This is a genomic window from Rhizobium sp. BK491 (assembly GCF_014194925.1).
Taxonomy (GTDB): Bacteria; Pseudomonadota; Alphaproteobacteria; order Rhizobiales; family Rhizobiaceae; genus Rhizobium.
Genome location: NZ_JACIAR010000011.1, coordinates 54,637 through 81,064 on the forward strand (window position 1 = coordinate 54,637; position 26,428 = coordinate 81,064).

24 protein-coding genes, 2 pseudogenes and 1 riboswitch are annotated in these 26,428 nt (G+C 59.4%); of the genes and pseudogenes, 16 read left to right on the forward strand and 10 right to left on the reverse strand.

Annotated elements, in window-relative coordinates; translation table 11 throughout:
- The first annotated feature begins 5 nt into the window (after positions 1–5).
- The 3 genes from FHX05_RS27320 (at position 6) to FHX05_RS27330 (ending at position 3,129) form a co-directional block, all read left to right on the forward strand.
- Entirely contained in the window at positions 6–1,451 is a 1,446-nt protein-coding gene (locus tag FHX05_RS27320; protein ID WP_183875797.1) for an HlyD family type I secretion periplasmic adaptor subunit, read from the forward strand.
- 7 nt (positions 1,452–1,458) lie between these two features.
- Positions 1,459–1,737 carry a transposase gene (locus tag FHX05_RS27325; RefSeq protein WP_183875799.1) on the forward strand — a complete coding sequence of 93 codons (279 nt, stop codon included), beginning with the start codon at positions 1,459–1,461 and terminating at the stop codon, positions 1,735–1,737.
- Positions 1,738–2,271: 534 nt separating this feature from the next.
- Complete coding sequence (locus FHX05_RS27330) at positions 2,272–3,129, forward strand: Hint domain-containing protein (protein WP_183875801.1); 858 nt, start codon at positions 2,272–2,274, stop codon at positions 3,127–3,129.
- 149 nt (positions 3,130–3,278) lie between these two features.
- On the opposite strand, the gene FHX05_RS27335 is transcribed toward FHX05_RS27330, so the two are convergent.
- Both FHX05_RS27335 and FHX05_RS27340 read right to left on the reverse strand, forming a co-directional pair.
- Positions 3,279–4,904, reverse strand: a complete 1,626-nt coding sequence (locus tag FHX05_RS27335; RefSeq protein ID WP_246699123.1) for an ISL3 family transposase — start codon at positions 4,902–4,904, stop codon at positions 3,279–3,281.
- Positions 4,905–4,986: 82 nt separating this feature from the next.
- Positions 4,987–5,381 (reverse strand): annotated as a pseudogene (locus tag FHX05_RS27340) (IS6 family transposase); the annotation flags it as partial.
- 32 nt (positions 5,382–5,413) lie between these two features.
- Between FHX05_RS27340 and FHX05_RS30890 the strand changes: the two are divergent.
- A pseudogene (locus tag FHX05_RS30890) lies at positions 5,414–5,581 on the forward strand (L,D-transpeptidase family protein); the annotation flags it as partial.
- 519 nt (positions 5,582–6,100) lie between these two features.
- Here the strand turns inward: FHX05_RS30890 and ribB are convergent.
- The 7 genes from ribB to FHX05_RS27385 all read right to left on the reverse strand — a co-directional run bounded on the left by ribB (position 6,101) and on the right by FHX05_RS27385 (position 13,011).
- Positions 6,101–6,733: a 3,4-dihydroxy-2-butanone-4-phosphate synthase gene (ribB, locus tag FHX05_RS27355; RefSeq protein ID WP_183875803.1), complete on the reverse strand. Its 633-nt coding sequence runs from the start codon at positions 6,731–6,733 to the stop codon at positions 6,101–6,103.
- 109 nt (positions 6,734–6,842) lie between these two features.
- Positions 6,843–6,984, reverse strand: a riboswitch (FMN riboswitch).
- 101 nt (positions 6,985–7,085) lie between these two features.
- Positions 7,086–7,868 (reverse strand): glucose 1-dehydrogenase, encoded by a 783-nt coding sequence (locus FHX05_RS27360; RefSeq protein WP_183875805.1) that lies wholly within the window; start codon positions 7,866–7,868, stop codon positions 7,086–7,088.
- A 59-nt stretch (positions 7,869–7,927) separates the two neighbouring features.
- On the reverse strand, positions 7,928–8,665 hold the full coding sequence (tpiA, locus tag FHX05_RS27365; protein WP_183875807.1) for a triose-phosphate isomerase: 738 nt from the start codon (positions 8,663–8,665) through the stop codon (positions 7,928–7,930).
- 4 nt (positions 8,666–8,669) lie between these two features.
- Positions 8,670–9,458, reverse strand: coding sequence for an SDR family oxidoreductase (locus FHX05_RS27370; protein WP_183875809.1), 789 nt, complete (start codon positions 9,456–9,458; stop codon positions 8,670–8,672).
- A 21-nt stretch (positions 9,459–9,479) separates the two neighbouring features.
- A complete protein-coding gene (locus tag FHX05_RS27375) occupies positions 9,480–10,958 on the reverse strand; it encodes a sugar ABC transporter ATP-binding protein (RefSeq protein WP_183875811.1) in 1,479 nt (492 codons plus the stop codon).
- Positions 10,959–10,986: 28 nt separating this feature from the next.
- A complete protein-coding gene (locus tag FHX05_RS27380) occupies positions 10,987–11,916 on the reverse strand; it encodes a sugar ABC transporter substrate-binding protein (protein ID WP_112413065.1) in 930 nt (309 codons plus the stop codon).
- 111 nt (positions 11,917–12,027) lie between these two features.
- On the reverse strand, positions 12,028–13,011 hold the full coding sequence (locus FHX05_RS27385; protein WP_112609675.1) for an ABC transporter permease: 984 nt from the start codon (positions 13,009–13,011) through the stop codon (positions 12,028–12,030).
- 214 nt (positions 13,012–13,225) lie between these two features.
- Here FHX05_RS27385 and FHX05_RS27390 point away from each other — a divergent pair, with 214 nt between their 5' ends.
- From FHX05_RS27390 to FHX05_RS27410, 5 genes are all read left to right on the forward strand, one after another.
- The gene (locus tag FHX05_RS27390; protein WP_112609673.1) at positions 13,226–14,035 is read left to right on the forward strand and encodes a transketolase; all 810 of its coding nucleotides are present in this window, start codon (positions 13,226–13,228) and stop codon (positions 14,033–14,035) included.
- A complete protein-coding gene (locus FHX05_RS27395; protein ID WP_183875813.1) occupies positions 14,035–14,991 on the forward strand; it encodes a transketolase family protein in 957 nt (318 codons plus the stop codon). The genes FHX05_RS27390 and FHX05_RS27395 overlap by 1 nt, the downstream gene beginning before the upstream one ends.
- 65 nt (positions 14,992–15,056) lie before the next feature.
- On the forward strand, positions 15,057–16,523 hold the full coding sequence (locus FHX05_RS27400; protein ID WP_183875815.1) for an FGGY-family carbohydrate kinase: 1,467 nt from the start codon (positions 15,057–15,059) through the stop codon (positions 16,521–16,523).
- A 21-nt stretch (positions 16,524–16,544) separates the two neighbouring features.
- Complete coding sequence (locus FHX05_RS27405; protein ID WP_112609667.1) at positions 16,545–17,516, forward strand: sugar-binding transcriptional regulator; 972 nt, start codon at positions 16,545–16,547, stop codon at positions 17,514–17,516.
- 647 nt (positions 17,517–18,163) lie between these two features.
- The gene (locus tag FHX05_RS27410) at positions 18,164–18,880 is read left to right on the forward strand and encodes an IS6 family transposase (protein WP_183875817.1); all 717 of its coding nucleotides are present in this window, start codon (positions 18,164–18,166) and stop codon (positions 18,878–18,880) included.
- A 186-nt stretch (positions 18,881–19,066) separates the two neighbouring features.
- Here the strand turns inward: FHX05_RS27410 and FHX05_RS27415 are convergent, their stop codons facing one another.
- Positions 19,067–20,644 (reverse strand): 4-hydroxyphenylacetate 3-hydroxylase N-terminal domain-containing protein, encoded by a 1,578-nt coding sequence (locus FHX05_RS27415; RefSeq protein WP_112610908.1) that lies wholly within the window; start codon positions 20,642–20,644, stop codon positions 19,067–19,069.
- Positions 20,645–20,872: 228 nt separating this feature from the next.
- On the opposite strand from FHX05_RS27415, the gene FHX05_RS27420 reads away from it, so the two are divergent.
- The 7 genes from FHX05_RS27420 (at position 20,873) to FHX05_RS27450 (ending at position 26,313) form a co-directional block, all read left to right on the forward strand.
- Positions 20,873–21,478, forward strand: a complete 606-nt coding sequence (locus FHX05_RS27420) for an FAD synthetase family protein (protein ID WP_210295007.1) — start codon at positions 20,873–20,875, stop codon at positions 21,476–21,478.
- Positions 21,453–21,989, forward strand: coding sequence for a flavin reductase family protein (locus FHX05_RS27425; RefSeq protein ID WP_246699124.1), 537 nt, complete (start codon positions 21,453–21,455; stop codon positions 21,987–21,989). The genes FHX05_RS27420 and FHX05_RS27425 overlap by 26 nt, the downstream gene beginning before the upstream one ends.
- 38 nt (positions 21,990–22,027) lie before the next feature.
- Positions 22,028–22,897 carry a dioxygenase gene (locus FHX05_RS27430; protein WP_183875819.1) on the forward strand — a complete coding sequence of 290 codons (870 nt, stop codon included), beginning with the start codon at positions 22,028–22,030 and terminating at the stop codon, positions 22,895–22,897.
- Positions 22,898–22,970: 73 nt separating this feature from the next.
- On the forward strand, positions 22,971–24,158 hold the full coding sequence (locus FHX05_RS27435; RefSeq protein WP_183875821.1) for a muconate/chloromuconate family cycloisomerase: 1,188 nt from the start codon (positions 22,971–22,973) through the stop codon (positions 24,156–24,158).
- Positions 24,155–24,556: a hypothetical protein gene (locus tag FHX05_RS27440; RefSeq protein ID WP_029616264.1), complete on the forward strand. Its 402-nt coding sequence runs from the start codon at positions 24,155–24,157 to the stop codon at positions 24,554–24,556. Before FHX05_RS27435 ends, FHX05_RS27440 begins: the two co-directional genes overlap by 4 nt.
- Positions 24,553–25,422 carry an alpha/beta hydrolase gene (locus tag FHX05_RS27445; RefSeq protein ID WP_183875823.1) on the forward strand — a complete coding sequence of 290 codons (870 nt, stop codon included), beginning with the start codon at positions 24,553–24,555 and terminating at the stop codon, positions 25,420–25,422. The genes FHX05_RS27440 and FHX05_RS27445 overlap by 4 nt, the downstream gene beginning before the upstream one ends.
- Before the next feature lie 9 nt (positions 25,423–25,431).
- Entirely contained in the window at positions 25,432–26,313 is an 882-nt protein-coding gene (locus FHX05_RS27450) for a LysR family transcriptional regulator (protein ID WP_112610918.1), read from the forward strand.
- The last annotated feature ends 115 nt before the right edge of the window (positions 26,314–26,428 follow it).

A 26,428-nucleotide genomic window follows, 5' to 3' on the forward strand; every position in this document is an offset into this window, starting at 1 on the left:
ACGCCATGACCCTTGTTCGACTGGACGCAACGCTGGCAAGATTTTCGAATTCATCAAGAGCTAGCCAACGGTTCGCTGAACGATCAATTGCGGCGCCCAAGCAACTGGTAGCCTACGCGCCGGTGATCGAGTCGAAACAGCGCGGACCCGCGCCCCCTTCGCCGATACCGAGGCTTAGAGGCGTTATCTGGACAGGGAACCTATTAATCGGCGTATTTATAGTCGGATTGGGAATCTGGTCAGTTCTCGCACCGCTGAAAAGTGCAGCGGTTGCATCGGGCGTCATAGAACCGGAGTCCAGCCGCAAGACCATTCAGCACCTGGAAGGCGGAATCGTGCGACGCATACTCGTCAAGAACGGCGACGCGGTCACGGCCGGTCAAGTCTTGATAGAACTCGACGACACGAAGTCCCGCTCGGAGCGCGACAGTATCCAAGGCCAGCTTTGGGACGCCGAAGGAAGCCGCGCCCGCCTGCTTGCTGAGCAAACGGGCACCGATGATATAGTCTTTCCGCAGGATCTCAGGGTAGCAATGGACAAAGATCTTTCGGTCGGCGCGATTATAACCGGACAACGGAAAATCTTTGAAGCGCGCCGCGAGGTCATGCAGGCAGAAGCTGGTATCACCAATGAGAAAATCGCGCAGGTTCGGCAGGAAATCATCGGACTTAGCGCGCAAAAGGCGGCACTGACCGATAGAGCGGTAATCTCGCAGCAGGAACTGGATCAGGTTACGGCTCTCAACGCCAAGGGATTGGAACGAAAGAATACTGTTCTCAACCTTCAGCGGGAAAAAGCAGACCTTGCCGGCCAGCAGGGTCAGGTGGAGGCGCAGATTTCCCGCGCCTACCAAGTGATCAGCGGGGCGCAGGCCGATCTCGCAAAGCTTGAGAGCGACCGGCTGAGCGAAGTCGCGCAGGGCATGCGCGATACGGAAAACCAGATAATGCAATTGCGCGAGCGCTTGTGGGCGATCGACGACCAGCTTTCAAGGACCGAGATCCGTGCCCCCGAAGATGGAACAATCATGAACCTGCGCATCCACACCGCCGGCGGAGTGATCGGCGCGGGCGAGCCGCTCGTGGATCTTGTGCCGCGCAGCGATCGGCTCATCGTATCAGCCCATGTCAGACCGGAAGACATCAATCTCGTCCGTGCGGGGCTTGAGGCGCAGGTTCACCTCCTCCCATACAATCAGCGGCGCGTTCCATTGCTGAAGGGCCGGGTCGAATATGTATCGGCGGACCGTCTCACCGACGCGCAGAGCGGCCAGCCGTACTTTGCCGCGACGATCCGAGTGACGGACAAGCGGTTGGCGAAAATGAGCGACGTCGAACTGGTCGCGGGCATGCCCGTACAGACATTGATCGAAACGGGCAAAAGCAGCGTGGCGTTCTATGCCATCAGACCACTCCTCGACAGCTTCAACAGAGCATTTCGTGAGGACTGAAGCGGTGATGGGCAAGAGAAAATTCAACGACGACCAGATTACCGGCATTCTGAAGGAGCACCAGGCAGGGGTGACGGTGGCGGATGTTTGCCACAAGCACGGCATCAGCGAACCGACCTTCTATCGATGGCAATCCCTGCAGTCCGGAAATACCGGTCTCGATACCAAAAGATTGAGAGCACTGGAGGAAGAGAACCAGAAGCTCAAGAAGCTTCTGGCCGAAGCCATGCTCTCGGCGGCGACGCTGAGTGAGATGCTAGCGAAGACATCGAATGGGCGAAACTAACGTCTAATCATCGAGCGCAGCCGCGTTCGGCCTTTTGGGTCAGAGCGCGTAGCGTGTTTTTGGCCAAGCAGTCTCCGAGGTAAGGGGAAAGGAATACGGTTCAAAAAGGCAATGGCCTCTATCATCATTTGGCTAAGCTCTTGAAGGAATCTCACGCGTAGCGGTTCTAAAAATAATTCGCGTCGAAGGACGATCTTGCCGTGTTACATCGAGGCGACACTGAAAAACACCACAAAAAGATGGTCGACCGCGGCCGCAGGCGCCTCCGATCTCTTGGAAGCTGTCAAGTCGTTCTATCTCTCCAAGGATCACGGAGGAGAGAAGGCGGAAGGTTGCCCGCTGTGGCGCCGAGTGCGCATGCGGCTCGGCAAGGAAGAAACGTCGGGTGCTCGTTTGAGGACGTATTGCCGGCTTCGTCTTCGAGAGCGATATGCCTACTCCTTTTGAGGGAGAGCCAGCGCTGTTCGGTGAAGTTGAATAAAAAGCAACCTGTCGTATCATTTGCAGCTATTCCTTTTGGAAAAGGAGACGACCATGTCCTCCGGGAAAAATCCGACGCAGCCGCGTAATGCTGCACGCAGACATTTTTTAGGTGTTGCCGCAGCGGCCGGTGCCGGGCTTTCTGGCATAGCAGCCTTAGCGATAGCAATTTCTACCTCTCCCGCGAGTGCGATGGGGCGTCTTTGGGGGCGGGGCGACGCTGACGGACACGGAGACTCTCACGGCAGTGGTCCCGGTGGAGGCTATGGCGGCGGTGCGAACTGCTTTCTGCGTGGTACGGCGATCCTCACCGATCGCGGTGAAAAGCCCGTAGAAGATCTACGCATCAATGATTGCGTGACCCTTCCGGACGGAAGCGCCCGCCCGATCAAATGGATCGGACGCCAAGTCTTCAAGAAGAGCGGCGCACGCTGGCACAAGGACGTCATCCCGATCCGAGTTTCCCGTTACGCGCTGGATGGCCACACACCACATTCCGATCTGTACCTGTCGCCCGGCCATGCGCTGTTTCTGGACGGCGTTTTTATCCGTGTGAAGGAACTTGTGAACGGCACGACTATCGCACCTGTCATCCCAGCCGACGGCATGCCGATTGAGTACTATGCCGTGATGCTCGATACGCATGAAGTCATCCTTGCCGAGGGTGCTGCTGCCGAGACTTTTTGTCTAAAGGATAGCAATCACGAGAACTTCGCCAATTTTGCCGAGTACACGCGTCTCTATGGCGAAGAACGCACCGTGATGACATCCTATGCGCCGGTGCTTGGGGGCGGCTGGATGCATCTTAAAGCACTTATCCTGCTCGGCGTTTCCCCGCTAGTGCCAGTGCGCGATCCGGTCCGGGACGCCTGCGAGAAGATCAACGCACGAGCCAAGGAGCTATCGCCCTGATAAGCTGCGCGGCTGCGATCAAAGTCTTCCGGGCTTCAGGGTGGGTTCAAGTCGGAATTTACATACGTCCAACTCGGATTTCAACTTCGCCCAATCCGGAATTTTGGCGTCCGTTTCGGATGTCACTTTCCATTTAATTTGGCTCTTCCTCAATTTCTGTGATTCAGCGGCAGCATTCTCGCCCTCATCAGCTCTGGACCGGCGCGACCGTACATTGCTCGCTTCAGCATCTTGAGGCGGTTGATCTGCCCTTCGGCTTGCCCGTTGCTCCAAGGGAGTTCGATTGCATTTTTGACGGCATCAATATCCCGGCGCAAAATGCTGGCGAAACGCATGATTGCCGTGAGCTCGGTGTCGACGGCATCGTCGATCCATTCATCCAGTGCTTGCGAACTCCTGCTGCGCAATATGCCGTTGAAGCGCATGGCCAAGCCACGCATTATGGCGAATGCTCGAGAGCCCTGCTTCAAGGCATTGACCTTTCTGGCCTGACGATCTGTCAGCATGCCGCGCGGTTTTATGCACAAAGCTGCAGCCACTACGGACGAGATCATATGGCCCGTATCGGGATCGCGGACGGGTTCTGAAACATCCATTTCCGGAGTCGGCTCGTCGGGTTGAATGTTTTCGACTTCACGCCAAACCTTCAACAGCCGCTCCAGATTGGAGCGGCTGCCGGTATAGCCGCGGTTCTTGATGTCGTAAAACAGATGGCGCCCAACCCGGTTTCCATTCTTCCAGCACTCAGCCAGGAATGTTTCAAAATACAATGGCGATGTCGAATTCAACGCTGCCCGGTTTCTGTCACGAGGTGCATTGGAAGTAAGCCAATTCGCGATGCTGCGGCGCTCGTATCCGGTCCGCCTTGCAATCTCGCTGTAGGTGAGGCCCTGCTGGCGCAAAGCTTGAAGCGTGTCGAAAATTTCCTGACGAGATTGCCTGTGCGCCAAGCGGGCACGGCGCTGTTGTGACCTGGCGCTGGCGATAGCATCTTCGGAGAGTATCGGCCTAATATGGGCGTGACCATAAACGCTGATCTGCTCCTTGATTGCCTCCCTGAGATTTTGAACCAGATGAAAACGATCAGCCACCTGGCGGGCTTGGGGCGCCCCCTCTCGGGCTACCTGTGCATACAAGCCGCAGCGATCTCGGCTCACGACCTCGATCGTCGGACGCTCTCGCAACCAAGATTTTGCGCTCTCGACGCTGCGGTCCTCCAGAACATCGACGACCGAATGACGCTCAAGATCGACCATGATCGTCCCGTATCGCGAGGAATGCCGCCAGCTCCAATCATCAATGCCCACGACCCGAATAGTGTCTTTTTGTATGGATGCCGGATTACCGCGCTTCAACTGCCGCAAGATCGTGTCGTCGCTGACCGGCATGCCGAGCCGATGCATCAAGTTCTCTCCTGGACGACCACCTAGTCTGTGGCCAATCAAGCCGACAATCTCCGCCATCCGCCCAGTTCGTCGCATATAGGGTGCAACAATCCCGGGCAATCTGTCGGTGAAGGTTCGTCGCCCGCATTTCCTGTGTCGACACTGCCATCGGTTCAGAGCGAGTTTGATTCTCACCACTTGACCTTGAACAGGCAAGTCCTGGAGGCGGCGGTTGTGCCAGCCGTGCCTGTGTCGGCTTCGTGTTCCGCAATCTGGGCAGATGCCGACCGGTTTCGCAGCAGCCGAAACAACCCAGTTTTCTTCATCATGAAGCGTGATACCCAGAATTTTGACCCCTGGGCCGGGTGACCATTTCGATTGCGTTCGCATCCCCGCAGATAGCAGTCGTGGCGCTAACACTCTGTTAACCACAGAAATTGAGGAAGAACCCGGTTAAGTGGCAAACGACAGATCCTTGCCCTTTCAGAAGCTTGCGCATCAACCGCTTGGCAGCCCTGGCATCGCGGCGGCTTTGGACCAGAACATCGAGGACGAAGTCATGGTGATCGACGGCGCGCCACAACCAGCGTTTCTTCCCCCAATGGTGATGACGACCTCGTCGAGGTACCATTTGTCACCGAGCCGACCGGCTGATCGCCTCCGGATATCATTGGCGAACTACCTGCCGAATTTCTCCGCCCATAATCTCACAGTCTGGTGAGAGACGATGATACCTCGAGCTGCCAGCATATCCTCGACCCTGCGCACGCTGAGCGGAAACCGGAAATAGAGCCATACGGCATGGGCGATCACTTCCGCTGGAAATCGGTGGCGACGATAGAGAGGATCACGTGCAGATCTGGTCATGCCGACAGATCCCACATCTTCATCGCTTCGCGGTTAATGTTACGGTGCCGACAGAACCCACCTATGGGATTCATGGAAGGTCGGATCCAGAACTCATCGGCAAGGTCGGCTCTTATAGATGCGTCCGCCTGACAAACTGGGATGTAGAAGTGCTCGCAGGGATGGTTAAGGCGGGCGTAGTTGTTGAATTTGTCCACTGAACGCCAGCCGGCATTCTCGTTGCCATGGAAGGGTTTGCGATAGCGGTGCGCCTGACCAACCTCGGCACAAACAAAGCAGAGCGTTCTTGCCGCGCGGACCATCCCGGAATCGCCGCCAGTGATAAGCGTTTTGCGACCGAAGCCCTTCCGCATCTTTGCAGACGGTCTCGGTCTTTCCGGGAAGACAGCGCATACTTCGGCCGGATCGAGCCGGTAAGGCCTGAGTAACTGCGTGAGCTGGCCGGCGCGCAGTTACTCCCCGCCATTACGCGCGCCATACCCAGCTGCCAACGATTTAAAGTCTGCCTTCTTCGACAGCCGAGACGCACGCCTCCGTCACTACCCGGACTTTTATACCAAAATCGGCGACGCGTTGCGCCGCTCGGGCCGGCTGCGCCAGGTCGAGATAATCAACCAGTTCACGATCGCTTTATTGGCACCGCGCTTAAGCGCATAAGAGGCAGAGCGCACCGGATTGCAGTAGCGCTGCGTTGCCACCGCCGGCGACTGTTTGAGACTTTACGCTGCCCTGATCTTCGTCTCTGCATCGCGATCACGGTAAGCGATCAGATCCTCAATGGTGATAAGATGGAGGCCATGCCGCTCGGCGAACACTTCAAGGTCGGGAAGGCGCGCCATGGTACCATCGTCTTTAGCGACCTCGCAGATGACTCCGGACGCGGAAAGGCCAGCAAGCCGGGCAAGATCGACAGCAGCCTCAGTGTGCCCCGGCCTTCCGAGTACACCTTCGGGATGAGCGCGCAACGGGAAGATATGGCCGGGTCGGGCGAAGTCCTCAGGACGCGCACCCTCCGTCACCAAGGCGCGGACGGTCGCAGCGCGGTCAGCCGCCGAGATGCCCGTTGTCGTCTCCGGGATATAGTCGACCGAAACGGTGAAGGCGGTCTTCAGCATCTCCGTGTTGTTAGGCACCATCAAGGGAATGTCGAGTTCGTCCAGCCGCTCGCCTTCCATCGGCACGCAGATCAGACCGCGCGCATGATTCATCATGAACGCGATGGCCTCCGGCGTGATCAATTCCGATGCGACGAACAGATCCCCTTCATTTTCTCTGTCGCGGTCATCGACTACAACCACGATTTCACCACGGCCGATCGCGGCGATCGCATCTTCAATTCGGGAAATTGCCATTTCAATGCCTTTCAAGGGTTAACCGCTTTAGCGGCCGCATGACCAATGACGGCCACAAATATCCCTTGGGCGAACAGGCGTAAGAACGTCGCAACCCGCGACGCCCGCTGCATGCTCTCTTCCATCCGGACTATACCGTCGGCCCCGGCCTCTCACCGGATCTGCTGACCTTCCATTCGCGGAAGCGCTCGCGGGCTCCGGGTTTCCCCGATACCGCCGGTGGGGAATTGCACCCCGCCCTGAGAACAAATCTAACATAAGGGACCGGACCTCATCTTTGCAAGAGGGCCACGCCACCTTCCAACTTCCGAACCTTGCGATGCGATCGAACACACCGTTCTGGAATAGTGAATTACGACATGATCAGTCCGCCGTCGACGTTAATGGTCTGGCCGGTAATATAGGCAGCATCGTCGCTCGCAAGGAAGGTCACGAGGCCGGCCACGTCTTCGCCGGAGCCTGCGCGCTTCATCGGAATGCCTTCGACCCATTCTTTCATCAGTTCGCCAGGGCCATAGTTGCCGAGCAGCTTGCCCCAAGCCTGGTCGTTATAGGCCCACATGTCGGTTTCGATAATGCCTGGGCAGAAAGCGTTGACAGTGATTTTCTGCGTGGCAACTTCCTTGGCGAGGCTCTGGGTGATGCCGACGACGCCCATTTTTGAAGCGGCATAGTGCGGCGTATAGATGAAGCCGTCGCGAGCCTGCCCGGACGCTGTATTGATGATGCGGCCACCGCGGCCATGCTTGCGCATCCGGGCGATCGCTTCCTGGGCGCAGAGAAATACGCCCTTCGTGTTGACGGCCATTACCTTGTCCCACTCCCCTTCGGTCATGTCCTCGATCTTGGCGATGGTGATGACACCGGCGTTCTGGATGGAAACGTCTACTGTGCCAAAGGCCTGTTCCGCCGCGTCATAGAGCGCGATGACGCTTGACTTGTCGGTAACGTCGCCGAGGAAGGAGATCGCCTTGCCGCCGTCTGCCTTGATCTGCTCGGCAACTGCATGAACGCTGTCTTCGTTGGCAAAGACAACGAGGTTCGCGCCCTCGCGGGCAAAGCGTTTGGCAATCGCGGCACCGATGCCACGGCTTGCGCCGGTTATGACCACCGTCTTGTTTTCGAAGCGTTGCATTCTCTTTTCCTTCTAGGATGCGGCTGTACGCGCTCCTCAACCGGAGTGCCCGCTCAAATTCACGTGGCTGCCAGAACAATCTCGGCGAAGTCCGACGCATTCAATGAGGCGCCGCCGACCAGAGCGCCATCCACATTGCGCAATCCGAAAATCGCCGCAGCATTGACGCCTTTGACGGAGCCGCCATAGAGGATCCTCACGGCACGGCCATCGTGTCCGAAACGCTGCTCGAGCCCCTTGCGAATGGTGGCATGGACCTCTTCGATCTGTTCATGCGTCGGCACCAGACCGGTCCCGATCGCCCAGACGGGTTCGTAGGCGATGACGAGGTTGCGGCTGTCGGTTTCACCCGGGACGGACCCCGCCAATTGCTCGTTTACCACTTCGATTGCCCGCCCTTCGTCGCGCTCGTGGCGCGTCTCGCCGATGCAGACGATGGTCGTCAGACCAGCGCGATGGGCGGCTCTTACCTTTGCAAGCACAATCTCGTCATCCTCGCCGTGAGAGACACGACGCTCGGAATGCCCGAGGATAATGTAGCGCGCGCCGCTGTCGGCGAGCATTTCGGCAGAAACATCGCCAGTGAAGGCTCCGTTCGCCTGCGCGTGGCAATCCTGCGCTCCGACCGAAAGGGGCGAGCCAACGGCCTGCCGAACAGCGCGGTCAATCAGCGTAAAGGGCGGGCAGACGACGATATCGCAGGCCGCACTACCCGTTAGCCCCTTCAGCGCCTCGATCTCTGCCAGGGAGGAAACGAGACCGTTCATTTTCCAATTGCCCGCAATCAGCTTTCGCATGGCATCACCAGCAGCAGAAGCCGCCGTCGACGAGCAGGTCGACGCCCGTCACGAAGCTTGCGGCCTCGGACAACAAGAAGACTGCCGGACCGACCATTTCATTGACGGATGCCATGCGCTGCATCGGAGTCTGCTCTTCGAAGAGCTTCGTCTGATGAATCATTTCAGGCCGCGTATTCATCGGCGTTGCCGTATAGCCGGGCGATATGGTGTTGACGCGGATGCCGCGGTCGACCCACTCCATGGCAAACGACTTCGACAGGTGGATCACACCTGCCTTGGACGCATTGTAATGCGCCTGGCTGAGCCCCCGGTTGACGATGACGCCGGACATGGAGGCGATGTTGACGATCGAGCCGCGGCCATTCTTCAGCATGGCGCGCGCTTCTGCCTGGCAAGACAGGAAGATGCCCTTTAGGTTGACGTCCATCAACGCCTGATATTGGTCTTCGTCCATTTCCTCGGCCGGGTTTGCGTTGGCGATGCCCGCCGCGTTCACAGCCAGCGAAAGAGGTCCGAGCTCAGCTTCGGTTCGGGCCACCGCATTGGCGAGCGATCCCTTGTTCGTGACATCAGCGGCAATTTCGATCGAGCGACGGCCGGCAGCTCTGATGTGGCCTGCGGTTGTCGCTAAGCCGTCATCGCTGCTACGATCGAGAAGTGCGACGTCGGCGCCGCATTGCGCAAGGCCGATGGCGATACGTTGGCCGATACCGCTGCCGGCGCCGGTAACGATAGCCACCTGGCCGCCGAGATCGAATAGTTTCGGTGCATTGAGAGTGACGTCCGACACCGCTCTTCCTTTCTGTCTTGTTTAGATTGTCGCCAGTTCCATGACGGAGACGTCGTTGGCCTCGTCCCGGTTCAAAATGCCCGCCTGTTTGCCCTGCGCCAAAACGAGGATGCGGTTCGAAACGCCGAGGATCTCCTCGAGGTCCGAGCTGACGACGATGACCGCAACGCCCTGTTTAGCGAGGTTGACGATGATGTCGTAGATACCGGCGCGAGCGCCGACGTCGATGCCGCGCGTCGGCTCATCCAGTACGACAACCTTGGGATCGCGCATCAGCCACTTGGCGATGACGACCTTCTGCTGGTTGCCGCCGGACAGATCCGAGGCAAACTGCTCGGCGCGACCCTTGACGCCAAACTTGGCGACCGCTTTATCGGCGAAGGCACGCTTGACTGCGGACGTAATCCACCGCCCGCCCAGCTTGTCGAGATTGGCGTAGATAATGTTTTCGCCGATCCTGTGCGAAACGACGAGGCCTTGTTCCTTGCGGTCTTCGGGGACCATGACGATGCCGCGGGCAATCGCGTCTGCAGGACTGCGCAGCTTCAGGGCTTCGCCCTCCAGCCTGATCGTGCCGGAACTGACGGGATCGGCACCTGATATCGCCCGCACGAGCTCGGTGCGTCCGGCGCCGACGAGACCGGCGATGCCAAGGATCTCACCCGCATGAACGTCGAAGCTGACGTCACGGAAGGACTTTTCCGGCGACGATAGGCCGGAAACCTGAAGCACCGGCCGGTCGGTCGGTACTGGAAGTATTGGGAATAAACGATCGAGAGAGCGCCCAACCATGCTTTCGACGATCGTACGCACCTGCGTCGAGCTGTCGGCAAATTCGTGAACCCGCTCGCCGTCACGCAAAACAACGATACGGTCGGTGATCTTCTTGATCTCTTCCATGCGGTGCGAAATGTAGATGATGCCGACGCCCTCGGCGCGAAGCTTGCGCACCTGCTCAAAGAGAGCTTCCGTCTCGGCCCCGCCAAGGGCCGCTGTCGGCTCATCGAGGATCAGCAGCTTCGCGTTTAGCGCGAGAGCCTTGGCGATCTCGATGAGCTGCTGGTTGGCGGTCGACAGGCCCGCGACCTTGCGCGTCGCCGGAATGTGCAGGTTGAGCCGGGCGAGCTGTTCCTGAGCACGGCGAACCATCTCCTTGCGATCGACCACGCCATTCTTCATCGGCCAGCGGCCGATGAAGACGTTCTCGGCGATCGAAAGATGCGGCAGAAGCTGGAGTTCCTGGTGGATCAGCACCAAACCCTTGTCGATCGCCTCGCGTGGGGTGGCCGGGGCATAGGGCTGCCCCAGCCAGGTCATCGTGCCCTCGGAGGGTGTCCGCGATCCAGCAATGATGCCCGATAGCGTCGATTTGCCGGCGCCGTTTTCTCCGAGAAGCGCAACCACTTCGCCGGGATATACGTCCAGGTCCACGTTTTTGAGAACCTGAAGCACTCCGTAGCGCTTGGATATGCCCCTGAGGGAAAGAACCGGCTCGGTCACGACACTACCTCCTCTGGATATCGACTGATCACGGGTGGTTGGCGATAAAGCCAGCCACGTTTTCCTTGGTCGTCAGGGTCGCGTCGAGAAGCTGTACCGGCGGCACCTTTTCGCCGGCAACGAGCTTAACGGCATTTGCGACCGCATCGCGGCCCATCTTCTGCGTCTGCTGCGTAGCCGTCACGTCGAACACGCCCTTGCTCAGCGCTTCGAGCGCCGCGGTGTCGCCGTCAAACCCGCCGACGACGATTTTCTGGGAGGGATTGCCGACCTTGATTGCCTGGGCGGCGCCGAGCGCCAGAGCGTCGGCCTGTGCGAAGACGATGGAGATGTCCGGATTGGCCTGCAGCATGTTCTGCATGATCTGGAAGCCCTCGTCCTGGAACCAGTTGTTGGAATACTGTTCGGCGACGACCTTCACGTCCGGATTGGCCTTCAGCGAATCCGCGCATCCCTTTGAGCGGTCGAGCTCGGGCGTCGTGCCCTTCTGGCCATGGATGATGACCATCTTGCCCTTGCCGCCAGCTTCCTTGAGGATGTAGTCGCAAACGGCCTTCGCGGATGCAACCGAGTCCGTTGCAAGGAAGGTGTCGCCCGGCGCGCCGTCAGCGTTGCGGTCCACGTTGACAACCGGGATGCCTGCCTGCTTGGCGAGCTTCACCGGGACGGTTGCGGCTGCCGCACCTGCCGGAATGTAGATGAGGGCGTCGATCTTCTGCGTCAGAAGGTCCTGTACCTGGTTGATCTGGGTCGGGCCATCGCCCTTCGCATCGACCGTTACAACCTGAATGCCGCGCGCCTTGGCTTCGGCCTCAACGGCCTGCTTGATCTGATTGAAGAAGTTTGCCTGCAGGTTGGCGACGGCGAGACCGATCTTCTTAGCTTCCTTGGCCTGAACCGAGCCGAGCGAGACGGCCAGAACGGCGGCCGAGGTCAAAAGAATACGCGCAAGTTTCATTTTCTTTCCTCCATTTTGATGAACCCCTGGGTACCTCCCCATCGGGTCGTAGTCCGCTCCAACCTTTCGGAGAGGAATATGCTTGGCCCGCACGGCTCCCGGGCCGAAATCTCAAGCAGCCCGACGTCTGCGAATTGTCTCTGCGCCGACCGCCAGAACGATGACGATGCCGATGACGACCTGTTGCAGGAATGGGGAGACGTTGAGCAGGTTCAGGCCGTTGCGAAGGACACCGATGATGAGAACGCCAATCAGCGTGCCGCCAATGCCGCCGGTGCCGCCCGAGAGCGACGTCCCGCCAATGACCACAGCAGCGATCGTGTCCAGTTCATAGCCGAAACCGCTGGACGGCTGCGCGGAGTCGAGGCGAGCCGCAAGGACGATGCCGGCGAGGCCCGCGAGAATCGCGCTCAGTACATAGACGAGAATCGTGACGATCTGCACGTTTATGCCGGCAAGGCGCGCAACCTCGGGATTGCCGCCCACGGCATAAAGCATGCGGCCTTCCGACCGGAAATGTAGAAACAGCCAGGCGATGAGCGCAACGGCGAGCATCAGAAAAACAGTTGCCGTCAACACACCGAAATGGCGGTCGATCGCCAGCATCATGAACCAGTCTGGAAAGCCGACGATCTGCTGCCCGTCGGTGATCATGTTGGCAACACCGCGCGCCGCCGACATCATCGCAAGTGTCGCGATAAAGGCGGGCACCCGGAAGAGCGTGATGACCAGACCGACGATGAGCCCGCTGGTCGCCGAGGCCAGCAATCCGAGTGCGATACCGGCGCCGAGCGGCAGGCCGGCGGTATTGGCCGTCCAGCCCATCACCATCATCGAAAGCGCAAGAACCGACCCGACCGACAGGTCGATCCCGCCGATCAAGATCACGAAGGTCATGCCGACGGCCATGATGCCGAGCACGGTGATCTGGTCGAGAATGTTCAAGCCATTGCGCAGCGACAGGAATGCGTCGGTGGTGAATGTCAGGAACAGGCAAAGAAGAAAAAGGCCGACAAGCGGCCCCGTGGCTCCAGTGAGCTTGCTGCGCCATGTCCCAGACGAATGAGCCCGGTCTTGGATATCTACCGCCACCATCGTTCCTCCTGCAATTGCGACGTTACCTTGATATTTGTTCATATAAGAATAAATATTCAAGCATGGTGGAAAATTCGTAACAACTTGACGAAAGTCTGTCAACTACCGTTCTCCAGCCGCATCAATTATTGAAACGCCGCAATGGGGCTTGACTAAACCGATCGCTGTGCAAAAATATCATTATCTGAATAATTATGCACTATGAGGGAATATCATGGAGATTACCGACCTTGAGCGCGTTGCTCGACAGATCCGTGTGCGCGACCTACAGGCCGTCTACGAAGCCGGCGCCGGTCATATCGGCGGAGAAATGTCGGTGATCGATCTTCTGGCAGCACTCTATTTTCGAGTGCTGCGGGTTTGGCCGGATAATCCGAAGAACCCCGATCGCGATCGCTTCGTCCTTTCCAAGGGTCATACGGCCTGCGCGCTCTATGTCGTGCTGGCAAAGCGCGGCTTCATCCCGGAAGAGGAAATCTCGTCCTTCCTCAAGCCGCATTCGCGGCTGAACGGCCACCCCAACTGCAACAAGGTTCCCGGCGTTGAGACCAATACGGGGCCGCTCGGACACGGGCTGCCTGTCGCTGTCGGGATGGCCAAAGCCGCAAAGCTATCAGGTGCGCGCTACCACACCTATGTCATCACCGGCGACGGCGAGATGCAGGAAGGTTCGAACTGGGAAGCGATCATGGCGGCCGCCCAGTTCGGCCTCGACAATCTCACGCTTGTCGTCGATCACAATCGTTTCCAGCAGGGCGCGTCCCTCTCCGACACGAACGATATCGCCCCTCTACGCCCAAAGCTCGAGGCTTTCGGCTGGGACGTCACCGAGATTGATGGCAACTCTATGGCTGAAGTCGTTCCCGCGCTCGAGCGCCGCGGATCGCGCCCGCATTGCATCGTCGCCCACACGAACAAGGGGCACGGCATCTCGTTCATGCAGGACACAGTCGACTGGCACCACAAGGTTCCGAGCAAGGAACAATATGAAATCGCATTGGCAGAACTGTCGGAGGCAATTTGATGAACGCGCCCTTAAACACACCGAAGCTTCACGACTGCCGCGATGCCTTCGCCACGACGCTTGAACGCCTGGCGGCCGAAAACGAAACGATCGTCGCCGTCTGCAACGACTCCGTCGGCTCCTCCAAGCTTGGAGGTTTCAAGTCCAAGTTTCCCGAACGCCTCGTCAACGTCGGCATCGCGGAGCAGAACATGGTCGGCGTTAGCGCCGGCCTCGCAAACGGCGGGCGGCTGCCCTATGTCTGCGGTGCCTCGCCATTTCTGACCGGCCGCTCGCTGGAACAGATCAAGGCCGACATTTCCTACTCCAATGCCAACGTCAAGCTCGTCGGCATCTCCTCGGGCTTGGCTTACGGCGAACTCGGGCCGACCCATCATTCAATCGAGGATTTCGCCTGGACCCGCGTGCTGCCGAACCTTCCGGTGATCGCCCCCTGCGATCGCATCGAGACGGCCACCGCCGTCGAATGGGCCGCAAGCTACAACGGTCCCTGTTTCCTGCGCCTGTCACGGGTCGGCGTTCCGGATCTGCTGCCCGAAGGTCACAAGTTCGAAGTCGGCAAGGCGAACCTGCTGCGCGAAGGCTCCGATGTCACGCTGATTGCCAACGGCACGCTGACTCACCGGATGATGAAGGCCGCCGAGATCCTGGCCGAGCGCGGAATCCAGGCTCGCGTCCTGAACATGGCAACTGTCCGCCCGATCGACGAGGCGGCAATCATAGCTGCAGCCAACGAGACGGGCGCAATCGTGACGGCCGAAGAGCATTCGATCTTCGGCGGTCTCGGCTCGGCCGTAGCCGAAGTCGTCGTCGACAATGCACCCGTGCCGATGAAGCGCCTCGGCGTTCCCGGTATCTACGCCCCGACGGGCTCGGCCGAATTCCTCCTCGACGAATTCGGCATGGCGCCTATAGCAATTGCCGATGCCGCAGGCGCGCTGCTCAAGCGCAAATAATCTAGTAGCAGATTATATAAGCCGGGGCGCGCATCCGCCCCGGCCCTATATGTGAGGAGACGACGATGCGGGCAATTCTGGCAATCGACCAGGGTACCACCAATTCCAAGGCCGTATTGGTTTCCGAAGCTGGAGAGATCCTTGCCAGAGGCTCGGCCGCGGTTGGAATTTCCTATCCGCAGCCGGGCTGGGTGGAGCAAGATCCACGCAGAATTTTCGCTTCCGTCTGCGAAGCGATCGAGGCCTGCCTGACGAAGGCCGGCGAAGTCACCGTCGAGGCGGTCGCTATCTCCAATCAACGCGAATCCGTCACCGTCTGGGACGCCGAAACCGGCGATGCGCTCGGCCCGGTGCTCAGCTGGCAGTGCCGGCGAACCGCTAGCGATTGCGAACGCCTGATAGGCGAGGGCCATCTATCGCGTGTGGAAGCGCTGACCGGCTTGCCGCTCGATCCGATGTTTCCTGGCGCGAAGTTTCGCTGGCTTCTCGACCGTGCTCCAGCCGGCCGGCGGCTTAGGCTTGGGACCATCGACAGCTGGCTCATTCATTGCCTGAGCGGTGGCAGCCGGCATGTCTGCGATGCGTCCAACGCCGCGCGTAGCCAGTTGTTTGACCTCAAACATCAGAAATGGAGCGAGGAACTCGGCGAGATCTTCGGCATCGATGTCGGGCTCCTACCCGAGGTGCTCGACAGTTCAGCCGATTTCGGATCCACGCAAGGGCTGCCCGGCATTGCCGATGGCACGCCGATCCGCGCCGCTATCGGTGATAGTCATGCGGCGCTTTTCGGCCACGGCGCCTTTAAACCGGGCGACGGAAAGGTGACCTTCGGTACCGGGTCTTCCGTCATGAAGACGCTGCCCGCATTTATCGCACCGCGCAACGGCATCACGACGACCGTTGCCTGGCGGATCGGCGGAACGCCAACCTTCGCTTTCGAAGGCAATATCCTCGTTTCCGCCGCCAGCCTGCCGTGGATGGCGGAGATCCTCGGGCTCGCCGACGTTGCGGCATTGGTCGAACTCGCCGCAACCGCAGAACCGGGCGGCCCAGGCTTCGTCCCGGCTTTCGTCGGCCTCGGAGCACCCTATTGGAACTCGGAGGCGCGGGCTCTTTTTTCGCAGATCAACTTTTCCACGACGAAAGCGCAGATGGCGCGCGCCGTGACGGACTCGATCGCCTGCCAAGTGCATGACGTGATCGCCGCGATGCGCGCCCAAAGCGGAGGCGAGCTCGGCGCGCTCTACGTCGACGGCGGGCCAAGCCAGAACCGCTTCCTGATGCAAAGCGTCTCAAACCTTATCGAGCATGCCGTCATCCAGTGCGAAGCGCCGGAGGCATCGGCGCTTGGTGCCGCTTATCTTGCCGGGCTCTCGTTGGGTCTGTGGAAGGATCTCGACACAATCGCGTCCCTTCCCCGGGCCGTTCGGGCAATCACTCCTGAGGCTCGGGACCGTGCCGGTTTATTGAATACGTGGAATGATGCGCTCGCGCGCTCGACGGCGCGCCCGACACCGGCTAAGTGTGAATAAACATTCAAGCCGGAATTGCCCATGTCCCGCCTCAACGAACTCCGCCTGATTTCGAGAGTGGCCCAGATGTATCACATCGAGGGGCGACGACAGGCGGAAATCGCCCAGCATCTGAGACTGTCGCAAGCGACCGTCTCACGAATGCTGAAACGGGCGGAGGCCGAAGACATCGTGCGCACGAGCGTCATCCCTCCGGTCGGGACTTATAGCGAACTCGAGAGCGGGCTACGCGAAAAATACGGCCTGCCGGAAGCAATCGTCGTCGAATGCACGGAAGATCGCGATGGCGCGATCATGGCGCGCATCGGCGAGGCGGCAGCCCATCTGCTCGAATTGACGCTGTCCCCCGGAGAAATCATCGGCGTCTCGAGCTGGAGCCAGACGATCTTCAAGATGGTCGAAAACATCCATCCGCAGAAGAGCGCTCGGGCAAAATACGTCGTGCAGACGCTCGGCGGGATGGGCGACCCTTCCGTCCAGACGCACGCGACGCAGTTGACGACGCGTTTGGCCCGCCTAACGGGCGCCGAGCCCAAACTTCTTCCTGTTCAAGGCGTGACCTCCTCGCGCGAGGCGAAGCTCCTCATGCAAGCCGATCCCTTCGTTCGCGAGACGATGGACCTGTTTGGCAGCATTACGCTGGCGATCGTCGGTATTGGCGCAGTCGAACCATCGGAGCTGCTCAGCCGATCCGGAAACATCTTCTCGTCACGCGAGCTAGCCGATCTCGCCGAGGCCGGCGCCGTTGGCGACATCTCGCTTCGCTTTTTCGACAAAGACGGAAAGTCTGTGAAAACCCCGCTCGACGACCGGGTCATCGGCCTTCCGCTCGAAGACCTCCACGGCGTCGACCGCGTTATTGCATTGGCCGGGGGCGCGAAGAAGAGCGCGGCAATCGCCGGCGCGTTGCGAGTGGGCGTGATCGACACGCTGGTGACAGACAAATTCACGGCACAGCGGCTAATCGGCCAGGCTGACCAATCCCACCCATAGTGTCCGCGGACGTCCGTCCTGCCGCTGATTAGATTGGCCGCCTTGAAAGGACTCGAACCGTCGACCCCGTTATTTGGCCGATAAGTTCGCGCTGAATTTCAGTATAGGGGCAACTACTTGCCCTCGGGAATGGCTTATATCGGGCCGAGAGCGGAATGGCAGCTTTCAGGACCGCAAGTGGAATAGCCGCCGCTGCGCTGCGGTCACCCGTGAGGCGCTCCAGCGTCGCTCTACGGAGTCGAGTTCACGTTTTTGGCGCGTTCAAGATAAGCCCTACTGTACAGCTAGCAGAATCGGCTAGCTCGGTTCTAATTGCCGGAGTGTTGAAGTAGGTGTACGCGGCAACCAAGCCGCTCCACAATGCCAAATTGGTGGCACTATTGAGGGCTGTTAGTCGGCGCGAGCGGGTGCGGACACTGTGGGCTTGCCATCGGCAGGCACCTTCAACCCGCCGTCGGAATAGGCAGTCACGATTGCTTGGCCGATGGTAACCAGGAGAAACGCATACAGTGCCCATGAGGCTTTGGCCGCTAGCGAGAACGCCCGTACGTACCATCGATCTTCGATGTGCGTGAGCTTTCCTATGAGATGTCTGAAGGGCATCGTAACGTTAAGCGGGCATTGGTGAAAATATGGGATCTGGCTGCATGACCAGACTTGCCCGAGATCCTCTTTATCGTCGCCATCGATTTCCGGCAGAAGTGATTGCCCATGCGGTATGGCTCTATTTCCGGTTTCCGCTCAGCCTGCGCATGGTCGAGGATATGCTGGCAGCCCGTGGCGTCATCGTGTCTCACCAGACTGTGAGATTGTGGGCGGAGAAATTCGGCAGGCAGTTCGCCAATGATATCCGGAGGCGATCAGCCGGTCGGCTCGGTGACAAATGGTACCTCGACGAGGTCGTCATCACCATTGGGGGGAAGAAACACTGGCTCTGGCGCGCCGTGGATCAGGATGGCTTCGTCCTCGATGTTCTGGTCCAAAGTCGCCGCGATACCAGGGCTGCAAAGCGGTTGATGCGCAAGCTTCTGAAAGGGCAAGGCCGTTCGCCCCGCGTCATGATCACCGATAAGCTCCGCTCCTACGGTGCTGCGAAGCGCCAGGTCATGCCCGGCGTCGAACATCGCTCGCACAAAGGCCTCAACAACCGAGCAGAAAACTCCCATCAGCCGATGCGACGGAGGGAAAAGATCATGAAGCGCTTCAAGTCAGCCCGACAGCTTCGGCGCTTCGTTTCGATCCACGACCCGATCGCCAACCTCTTCCGAACCCCCCGCCACGACATTCCATCTCATCATTATCGCGAGCTGCGAGAGGCCGCGATGCGGATGTGGAGCGAGATCGCCCATCTTCAGGTGGCGTGATCCCTGACCGGGTGGCCTTATCTTAACCGTCGGCCGATAAGTTTACAGTGCCGTGTCGACCGCTTCCTTGATCTGGTCGGCCTCAAAATCCCCATGCCTCCAACCCAGTTCTCAAGGGTTGGAGGCATGCGACAAGTATTTGGAGCTGCGGTAAGGCGAAGCCGAACCAAGCTTGCCATGGAACCACTAGGCAGCCTGGACTGTACCCCGGCCGACCAGGCTAATGTCATCCGGATTTATCAAATCAGAACCCGTCCATCCGGACAGGTCATATTCGCTCATGCAGTCTTTCACCAAGGACTGCATGGACTCGAGATCGCCGGTTACCGTCGCCGCCCCTAAGGTCTCGATCCTGAGGTTTTCATAGTTGCCAGCGTAATTGCGCTCATAGAGCTCATGGCGACCGCCGAACTCCGTGCCAATGGCATCCCATAGAAGCTTCAGGAGCTTGACGCGGTCGAGCGCGGCATAGCCGTTCGACCCACGGACGAAGCGGTCGAGGTAAGGGCGGATAGCCTCACTTTCGAAATCAGCAGCACTCGACGGCAGATAGATGAGGCCGCTCGCGACGTGACGCTCGATCAACTCCTTGATGCGCGGATACGCCATCGGCGCCAGCACGCGATAGGCAAGACCGGCATTGAGGTTCGGCAGGTTGTAGCCTTCGGTTCCCTGCCACGGAACGGGCGACTTCACCATCGCATCACCCAGTGCATGAAATGTGTTGCGCCACGCGATGACCTCGCCGACGCCGGCCTGCACGCCGCGAAAATCCTTCGAACCCGTTGCTTCGACAGCCATAGAGAAGAGGCCTGCGATGAAGTCGAGCTTCACCGACAGACGCGTAAGGCCATGCAGCGTGAAGCGCGGGACGAAGCCCGATGCCGGGAAGAACTGGTTGATCTTGTCGACGTCTCCATAGATGAAGATGTTCTCCCAGGGCACCAGGACTTTGTCGAAGACGAGGATGGAGTCGTTCTCGTCCATACGGCTCGAAAGCGGGTAGTCAAACGGCGATCCGGTCGCGGCCGCGTTGAACTCGTATGACGAGCGGGCAATGAGCTTGATACCTGGCGAGTCCATCGGCGCGGTAAAGATCAGCGCGAAGGACTTGTCCTTGATCGGGATGCCGTAGTGGGCGATGAAATTGTAGTGCGTGAGGGCCGAGCCGGTCGCGACAACCTTGGCTCCCGAGACGATGAGCCCCTTGTCCGTTTCCTTCTCTACATGCATGAAGACGTCGCGAACCTCCTCGATCGGGCGGTCACGGTCGATCGGCGGATTGACGATAGCGTGATTCCAATAGTCGAGCCGTTCCTGCGTACGGGCGTACCAGGCACGCGCATTCTGGGCGTATTCGCCGTAGAAGTCGGAATTCGCACCCAGCGTTCCGAGGAACGAGGCCTTGTAGTCCGGGGACCGGCCCATCCAGCCGTAGGAGACCTTCTGCAGCTCGGCAATAGCGTCTCGTGACTTGATGAGGTCTTCGCTCGTTTTGGAGCCGAGAAAGAAGGGATGCGTCAACTTGCCCGACCCCGTGTCGGTCAGCACGCCGATTTGCTGCTTCTTTTCATGGAAGCGATCGTACCAGCGCGCCACCATGCGCGCGGAATTCCGAAATGCCGGATGCTCGGTGACGTTCTTGACGCGCTCACCATAGATGTAGATCTCGCGGCCGTCCTGAATGCTCTCCAGGAACTCCGAACCGGTGTAGGCGTCGGTCGAGTTTGCGTTCTCCTCGGACGCGATAGCCAGATTGTGCATGTCGTTCACTCCTCCATTTTGGCCGGGTGGGCTGCGTGCCGGTGCGGCGCTTTGATCCGACAGGGCACTCCTTCCCTTTCCGAGGGAGAGAACTATGCGCTTAAAGGGAGCGATTGATAGGTATCATGCGATACCGCTTCAGGCATCGCAGAGCATGCCGTCAGGCGCTAGATATACTCATCGATGGCGCTGGCGAAGGCGCTACGGCTGGGAACATGGGAGGAGACCATGGATCATCAACCCCGCATTCATGTGCAGATTCAAGATGGGGCAGAATTGACGCTTTGCGGATCGGCCTTGACGATCGGAGCCTTCGACGGGGTTCATGGCGGCCATCAGGCGTTGATCCGGTCGGCTGTGCTAAATGCGCAATGTCTCGGCGTTCCCTCTGTCGTCTACACATTCGATCCACCTCCCAAGGCTCTGCTGTGCGGTGCCCGCCCCCTCACTTCGATCGATGAGAAAATCGAGCGGATAAGCGCCCTCGGCCCCGATCACATCGTCGTCGCCCGTTTCGACGCGTCCTATCGGGCCCGCACAGCAAATGATTTCATTCGCGAAATCGGTCGGATTTCGCCGCGGGTCATTTGGCTCGGCTCGGATTTTCGCTTCGGTTCCTGCAAGAAGGGAAACCCAGCGTTGCTCGCCAGCCACTTCGATACTCGCATCCTTCCGGCCGTATGCTGCGAGTCTGGAGAGGTCGTATCGAGCACCCGGATTCGAGCCCTTAGGGCCGCAGGACGCTTCCTGGAGGCGGAACGACTGGAAGGATGGTCGGAGCTTCCGCCGTTTCGAGGATCCAACGACAATGGAGGGCACCATGCGACTGCTTGATCCCCGCACGTTTCGCGACGCCTGTGGTGTCTTCGCGACCGGTGTGAACATCATCACGACCCACTGCGACGGCCACGATCACGGCATGACCGCGAACGCGTTCATGTCGATTTCTCTCGATCCGCCACTGATTGCCATCTCAATCGCCGAGAAGGCTCGAATGCTGGAGAAGATCCAAAAATCGGGCCGCTTCGCCCTCAGCGTTCTTGCGTCCGGCATGGACGCCGTGGCCTGGCATTTCGCAGGCAAGCCAAACGCTGACCTGCATGATCTGTTCGACACTCTCGATGACCTTCCAGTGATCCGCGGCGCGATCGTCACGTTCTCGGCCATCGTCCACGACGAAATCCTCGCCGGCGATCACACGATTTTCGTGGGCCATGTTCAGTCGCTCGCGGGAAGCGGAGGCGACGAACCACTGCTTTTCTTCAAAGGCAAATTCGGCGCCATGGAAAATACGCGAAAGACTACGGCTGGCCTGCTGCAGGTCGAGACCGAGTTTATGTGGTGAGGATGAACCGCATACTTACAGTTTGCAAGGAGGAGAAAATGCGAAACGTAACCCAGCAAAACATCTCGGATGTTGTAATCGCCGCGCTGTCTTCGGATATCCCGGCCCGAAACCGTGAGATTCTTGAGAGCCTCATCCGTCACATCCACGGCTTCTGCATCGAAGCGAAGATCACCCACGCGGAGCTGATTGAAGTCTGTCAATTCCTCGTCCGCGCCGGACACATCTCTGATGATGCTCGCAACGAGTTCATTCTGCTTTCCGACATCCTGGGCGTCGAAGTTCTGGTCGACATGCTCGACCACACCGTGACGGATGGTGAGAGCGAATCTACTGTCCTCGGGCCGTTCTATCGAGACAACCCGCCGGTTTTGCCGAAAGGCGCCTCCATTGTTCAGAAGAGCTTCGAAGGCTCCGAGACCGTGCGTGTCCGCGGAACCGTGCGCGATACCGCCGGGCGTCCGGTTGAGGGCGTGACGATCGACGTTTGGGAGGATGCTCCGAACGGGCTCTATGAACAGCAGGATCCTGAGCAGCCCGACTACAATCTTCGCGGCCGCTTCTTGACCGACGAAAGAGGCGAATACGAATTCGTCGGCATTCGGCCGGTTCCTTATCCGATCCCCTATGATGGAGCCGCCGGAGAGCTGCTGAACTATATGGGCCACCACCCGTGGCGGCCAGGCCATATCCACTTCATGCTCAAGAAGGATGGCTATCAAAGCCTCGTCTCGCAGATCTATGACGCTGACACCCAGTATCTCGACAACGACTCGGTGTTCGCAGTCAAGGAAAGCCTCATCGGCAAGATGGACAAGGCCGCAGCCGATGCGGATACCGACCTTGTCATGGAATTCGATTTCAAGCTCAAGCCGGCTGCGGGCGCTATCGCTGTCGCCGCCGAGTAATCACCAAACAAGCACTCAAGCATCGATCCGCCGAGACATGTCTCAGCGGATCAGCTCGAAAGGCAATAGGAAAATGCCCCTCGCCAGCGCTGAACCATCCTCAATTCCGGACCACTCTGCGGTCAACGCCCGGGACATACGGGTTCGCTCCATTGTGGCGACCATTCTCGAGGCTCCTACCGTTCGGCGGCACAAGCTTTCGAATACGGAGATTGCCCACCAGGGATTCGTCCTCGTGCGGGTTCGCCTTGAGAACGGCGTCACGGGCATCGGCGAGGCATCCACGCTCGGCGGGCCACGTTGGGCTGAGGAGAGCGTGGAGTCGATACAGGCGGTCATCGAAAACTATCTCGCCCCCGCACTCGCCGATCAGGATGCCATGCTGTTCGAGGCCAATGCGGTGCGCATGTCAAAGGCGGCGACGCGCAATTTCGCTGCGAAGGCGGCCGTTGAGTCGGCACTGTTCGATGCCGTCGGACGCACGCTCGGCCTGCCCGCCAGTGCATTGCTCGGCGGGCAGGTCCGCGACAGAATCGGCGTGATCTGGGCGCTTGCCTCCGGCGATGCCGGGCAGGAACTGGAAGAAGCACGCGAGAAGCTACGTCTGCGTCAGCACAGGGACTTCAAGATCAAACTCGGCTTCAACACGCCGGATGCCGATGTCAAGCGACTGCAACACTTGCGCGGCGGCTTGGGCGACGACGTGAGGCTGATCGTCGATGTCAATCAAGCGTGGACAGAAGCTCTGTGCATCAGGCTCTTTCCGGCGCTCGAGGAACTTGGCGTGGCGCTGATCGAGCAACCGGTTCCGGCATCCCAACGCGATGCCATGGCGCGCGTCGCTTCCCGAACCCGCATCCCGCTTCTCATCGACGAGGCGGCCTTCACCAACACGGAACTGGCGAGCGTCGCCTCGCAGGCCTGCGGAAGCGTTTATTCCCTCAAGCTGGTGAAAAGCGGCGGGCTCCTTGAGCTCAAGCGAGCGGCCGGCATCGCGCAGGCATTCGGCATCGAGCTTTACGGCGGATGCCTGCTGGAAAGCAGCATCGGCGCAGCAGCGCACATGGCTGTGTTTTCGACGCTTCCCAAGCTCGAATGGGGAAGCGAGCACTTCGGTCCCCGTATTCTCGTGGACGATCTGGTCGCGGAGCCGCTGGTCTTCGAGGAGTTCGAGATCCATGTGCCGACTGGTCCCGGCCTCGGCGTGACCCTCGACGAAGACAAGGTACGCTTCATGGCGCGCAAGGCAGGAAGCCAATGACACCGGAAATGCCGTACGCACTCCATCGGTTCAAACTCGAAGACATGGCGGAGAGGCTCAACGCCACCCCTCATCTCCTGCGCCTCGGACGCCTGTTCAATGAGACCGTGCTGCTCGAAATAGACCGGGATGAATTCTACCTCACCTTCGAGAAGGGCCGCGTGGTTGAGATCAAGGAAGGTCCGAGCAAGAAACTGCCGTGGCGCTTCGCGCTCAGGGTCAAAGGTGAGGCGCTGGACAAATTCTGGCACCCGCTGCCAGAGCCTGGGTACCATGACATCTTCGGCCTCGTGAAATATGGGCACGGCCGCATCGACGGAGACATTCTGACTCTCGTGAAGAACCTGCGCTATTTCAAGGAATTCATGGCACTGGGCCGACGGGAGGAACGCCCATGACATCGTCCATCGAACCGATCACCGGCCGGTATGTCCGCCTGACCGTCAATGGCACACCATTGCGGGTTTACTTCGAGGAAGCCGGCCAGGGCCGCCCGGTTGTCTGCCTGCATACCGCCGGAGCCGATACCCGCCAATGGCGGTTCCTTCTCAACGACGAGGCGTTCACCAGTTCGCACCGCTTCGTGGCATTCGACATGCCCTGGCACGGCAAGTCCCTCCCGCCGGAAGGCTTCGAGACGGCGGAATACCTGCTGACCACCGGAACCTACATTGAAACAGTGCTCTCGTTTTGCAGTGCGCTGGGGCTGGAGAAGCCACTGCTCGCGGGGTGCTCCATGGGAGGCCGGATCGCTCTGCAACTGGCGGCGCTGCATCCCGATCGCTTTGCCGGGTTCATCGCCATCGAGGCGTCCGATTTCCAGCCCGCTTGGTATGACATCGACTGGTTCCATCGTCCTGACGCCCACGGCGGAGAGATGGGCGCCGCCCTCGTGTCGGCCAATATTGCTCCCCAGGCGCCGTCTGTCGAACGCTGGAACACCCAGTGGATGTTCATGCAATCGGGGCCGGGTGTGTTCCGCGGCGATCTCAGTTTCTACACGAAGGATGACAGCCTCACCGGCAGGCTGGGAATGATCGACACGAGAAAAACGCCGGTACATATCATGTGCGGAGAATACGACCTGACCTGCACACCCGAGGACGCCCGCCGTACGGCGGAAGCGATTGACGGCGCCACCCTTGCCATCATGAAGGATCTTGGACATTTTCCGATGAGCGAGAACCCTTCTGCTTTCCGACCCTATTTTGAGGAGGCGCTGGAGCGTATGAGGCACTCCAGGGCGGAGCTGGCTCATATCTGAGGGACGATAATGGACTTCAAACGGCTGAGTTATTTTCTGGCGGTGGCGGAAGAGCTGCATTTCGGCCGGGCATCCGCGCGGCTCGGCATTGCCCAGCCCCCGCTCAGTCGCCAGATCGCTCAGTTCGAAAAGGAGATCGGCGCGGCCCTGTTTGATCGAAGCCGCAGCCAGATCAGGCTCACCCAAGCCGGCGAGCTGCTTCAGGAACGGGCAAGAGAGATACTCGAGCGCGTCGACCAGACGGAGCGCGAGGTGAGGCGCATCGGCGAGGGGGTTGCAGGCCGTCTTCGGATCGCCTTCGTCGGCACTGCCACGTTCGGTATCCTCCCCAACATCATCAAGGCGTTTCGACTCGCCCATCCAGACATCGAGCTGGCTCTCTCTGCCATGAACAATGCCGAGCTGCAGCGCGCACTGATCCAACGGGAGATCGACATTGCTGTCGCGCGTCCCGCGATCGAGGATCCGGAGCTGAAATCCGAGACGTTGATCGAGGAGCCGCTGGTCCTTGCGCTGCCAGACATATACGCTGACGCTCAAGGTTCAATGAAACTGGAAGACCTGCGAGAAACGACGTTCGTGCTTTTTCCGCGCCGGCCGAGGCCAAGCTATGCGGACTACGTTCTCGACGTCTGCAAGCGGAACGGCTTCATCCCAGCTTCACAGGTGATGGCCCAGGACTTTCTGACTGCCATCAGTCTCGTCTCCGTCGGCGTGGGTGTGTGCATCGTTCCCCAGTCGGTGGCCCTCAACGAGCGGACCGGTGTCGTCTACCGGACTTTTGAAGGATTCAATCCGGGCACCAAACTCTCGCTAAACTATCGACGCGACAATCGCTCTCCCCACCTGTTCGGGTTTCTGGCGCTCGCACGGAAGGTGGCCCGCATGTAGTTTCCAGACTCCTGGTGTTCCAGCCAGCATTTCCGTTTGCGCCTTCCCGATCTTTGCGGCGACCTGTTGGTCTAGAGTCGTCAACACGGCTCGCGGGCGTCGGGCGAGTCTTCTG

Bases quoted from the DNA above. Each gene is read 5' to 3' on its own strand.
- FHX05_RS27440 (WP_029616264.1), top strand. From the start codon at position 24,155: ATGACACCGGAAATGCCGTACGCACTCCATCGGTTCAAACTCGAAGAC.
- FHX05_RS27360 (WP_183875805.1), bottom strand. From the start codon at position 7,868: ATGCAACGCTTCGAAAACAAGACGGTGGTCATAACCGGCGCAAGCCGT.
- FHX05_RS27430 (WP_183875819.1), top strand. From the start codon at position 22,028: ATGCGAAACGTAACCCAGCAAAACATCTCGGATGTTGTAATCGCCGCG.
- FHX05_RS27405 (WP_112609667.1), top strand. From the start codon at position 16,545: ATGTCCCGCCTCAACGAACTCCGCCTGATTTCGAGAGTGGCCCAGATG.
- FHX05_RS27335 (WP_246699123.1), bottom strand. From the start codon at position 4,904: ATGCGAACGCAATCGAAATGGTCACCCGGCCCAGGGGTCAAAATTCTG.
- tpiA (WP_183875807.1), bottom strand. From the start codon at position 8,665: ATGCGAAAGCTGATTGCGGGCAATTGGAAAATGAACGGTCTCGTTTCC.
- FHX05_RS27330 (WP_183875801.1), top strand. From the start codon at position 2,272: ATGTCCTCCGGGAAAAATCCGACGCAGCCGCGTAATGCTGCACGCAGA.
- FHX05_RS27400 (WP_183875815.1), top strand. From the start codon at position 15,057: ATGCGGGCAATTCTGGCAATCGACCAGGGTACCACCAATTCCAAGGCC.
- FHX05_RS27385 (WP_112609675.1), bottom strand. From the start codon at position 13,011: ATGGTGGCGGTAGATATCCAAGACCGGGCTCATTCGTCTGGGACATGG.
- FHX05_RS27410 (WP_183875817.1), top strand. From the start codon at position 18,164: ATGACCAGACTTGCCCGAGATCCTCTTTATCGTCGCCATCGATTTCCG.
- ribB (WP_183875803.1), bottom strand. From the start codon at position 6,733: ATGGCAATTTCCCGAATTGAAGATGCGATCGCCGCGATCGGCCGTGGT.
- FHX05_RS27390 (WP_112609673.1), top strand. From the start codon at position 13,226: ATGGAGATTACCGACCTTGAGCGCGTTGCTCGACAGATCCGTGTGCGC.
- FHX05_RS27325 (WP_183875799.1), top strand. From the start codon at position 1,459: ATGGGCAAGAGAAAATTCAACGACGACCAGATTACCGGCATTCTGAAG.
- FHX05_RS27450 (WP_112610918.1), top strand. From the start codon at position 25,432: ATGGACTTCAAACGGCTGAGTTATTTTCTGGCGGTGGCGGAAGAGCTG.
- FHX05_RS27425 (WP_246699124.1), top strand. From the start codon at position 21,453: ATGGAGGGCACCATGCGACTGCTTGATCCCCGCACGTTTCGCGACGCC.
- FHX05_RS27420 (WP_210295007.1), top strand. From the start codon at position 20,873: ATGGATCATCAACCCCGCATTCATGTGCAGATTCAAGATGGGGCAGAA.
- FHX05_RS27320 (WP_183875797.1), top strand. From the start codon at position 6: ATGACCCTTGTTCGACTGGACGCAACGCTGGCAAGATTTTCGAATTCA.
- FHX05_RS27415 (WP_112610908.1), bottom strand. From the start codon at position 20,644: ATGCACAATCTGGCTATCGCGTCCGAGGAGAACGCAAACTCGACCGAC.
- FHX05_RS27395 (WP_183875813.1), top strand. From the start codon at position 14,035: ATGAACGCGCCCTTAAACACACCGAAGCTTCACGACTGCCGCGATGCC.
- FHX05_RS27380 (WP_112413065.1), bottom strand. From the start codon at position 11,916: ATGAAACTTGCGCGTATTCTTTTGACCTCGGCCGCCGTTCTGGCCGTC.
- FHX05_RS27445 (WP_183875823.1), top strand. From the start codon at position 24,553: ATGACATCGTCCATCGAACCGATCACCGGCCGGTATGTCCGCCTGACC.
- FHX05_RS27435 (WP_183875821.1), top strand. From the start codon at position 22,971: ATGCCCCTCGCCAGCGCTGAACCATCCTCAATTCCGGACCACTCTGCG.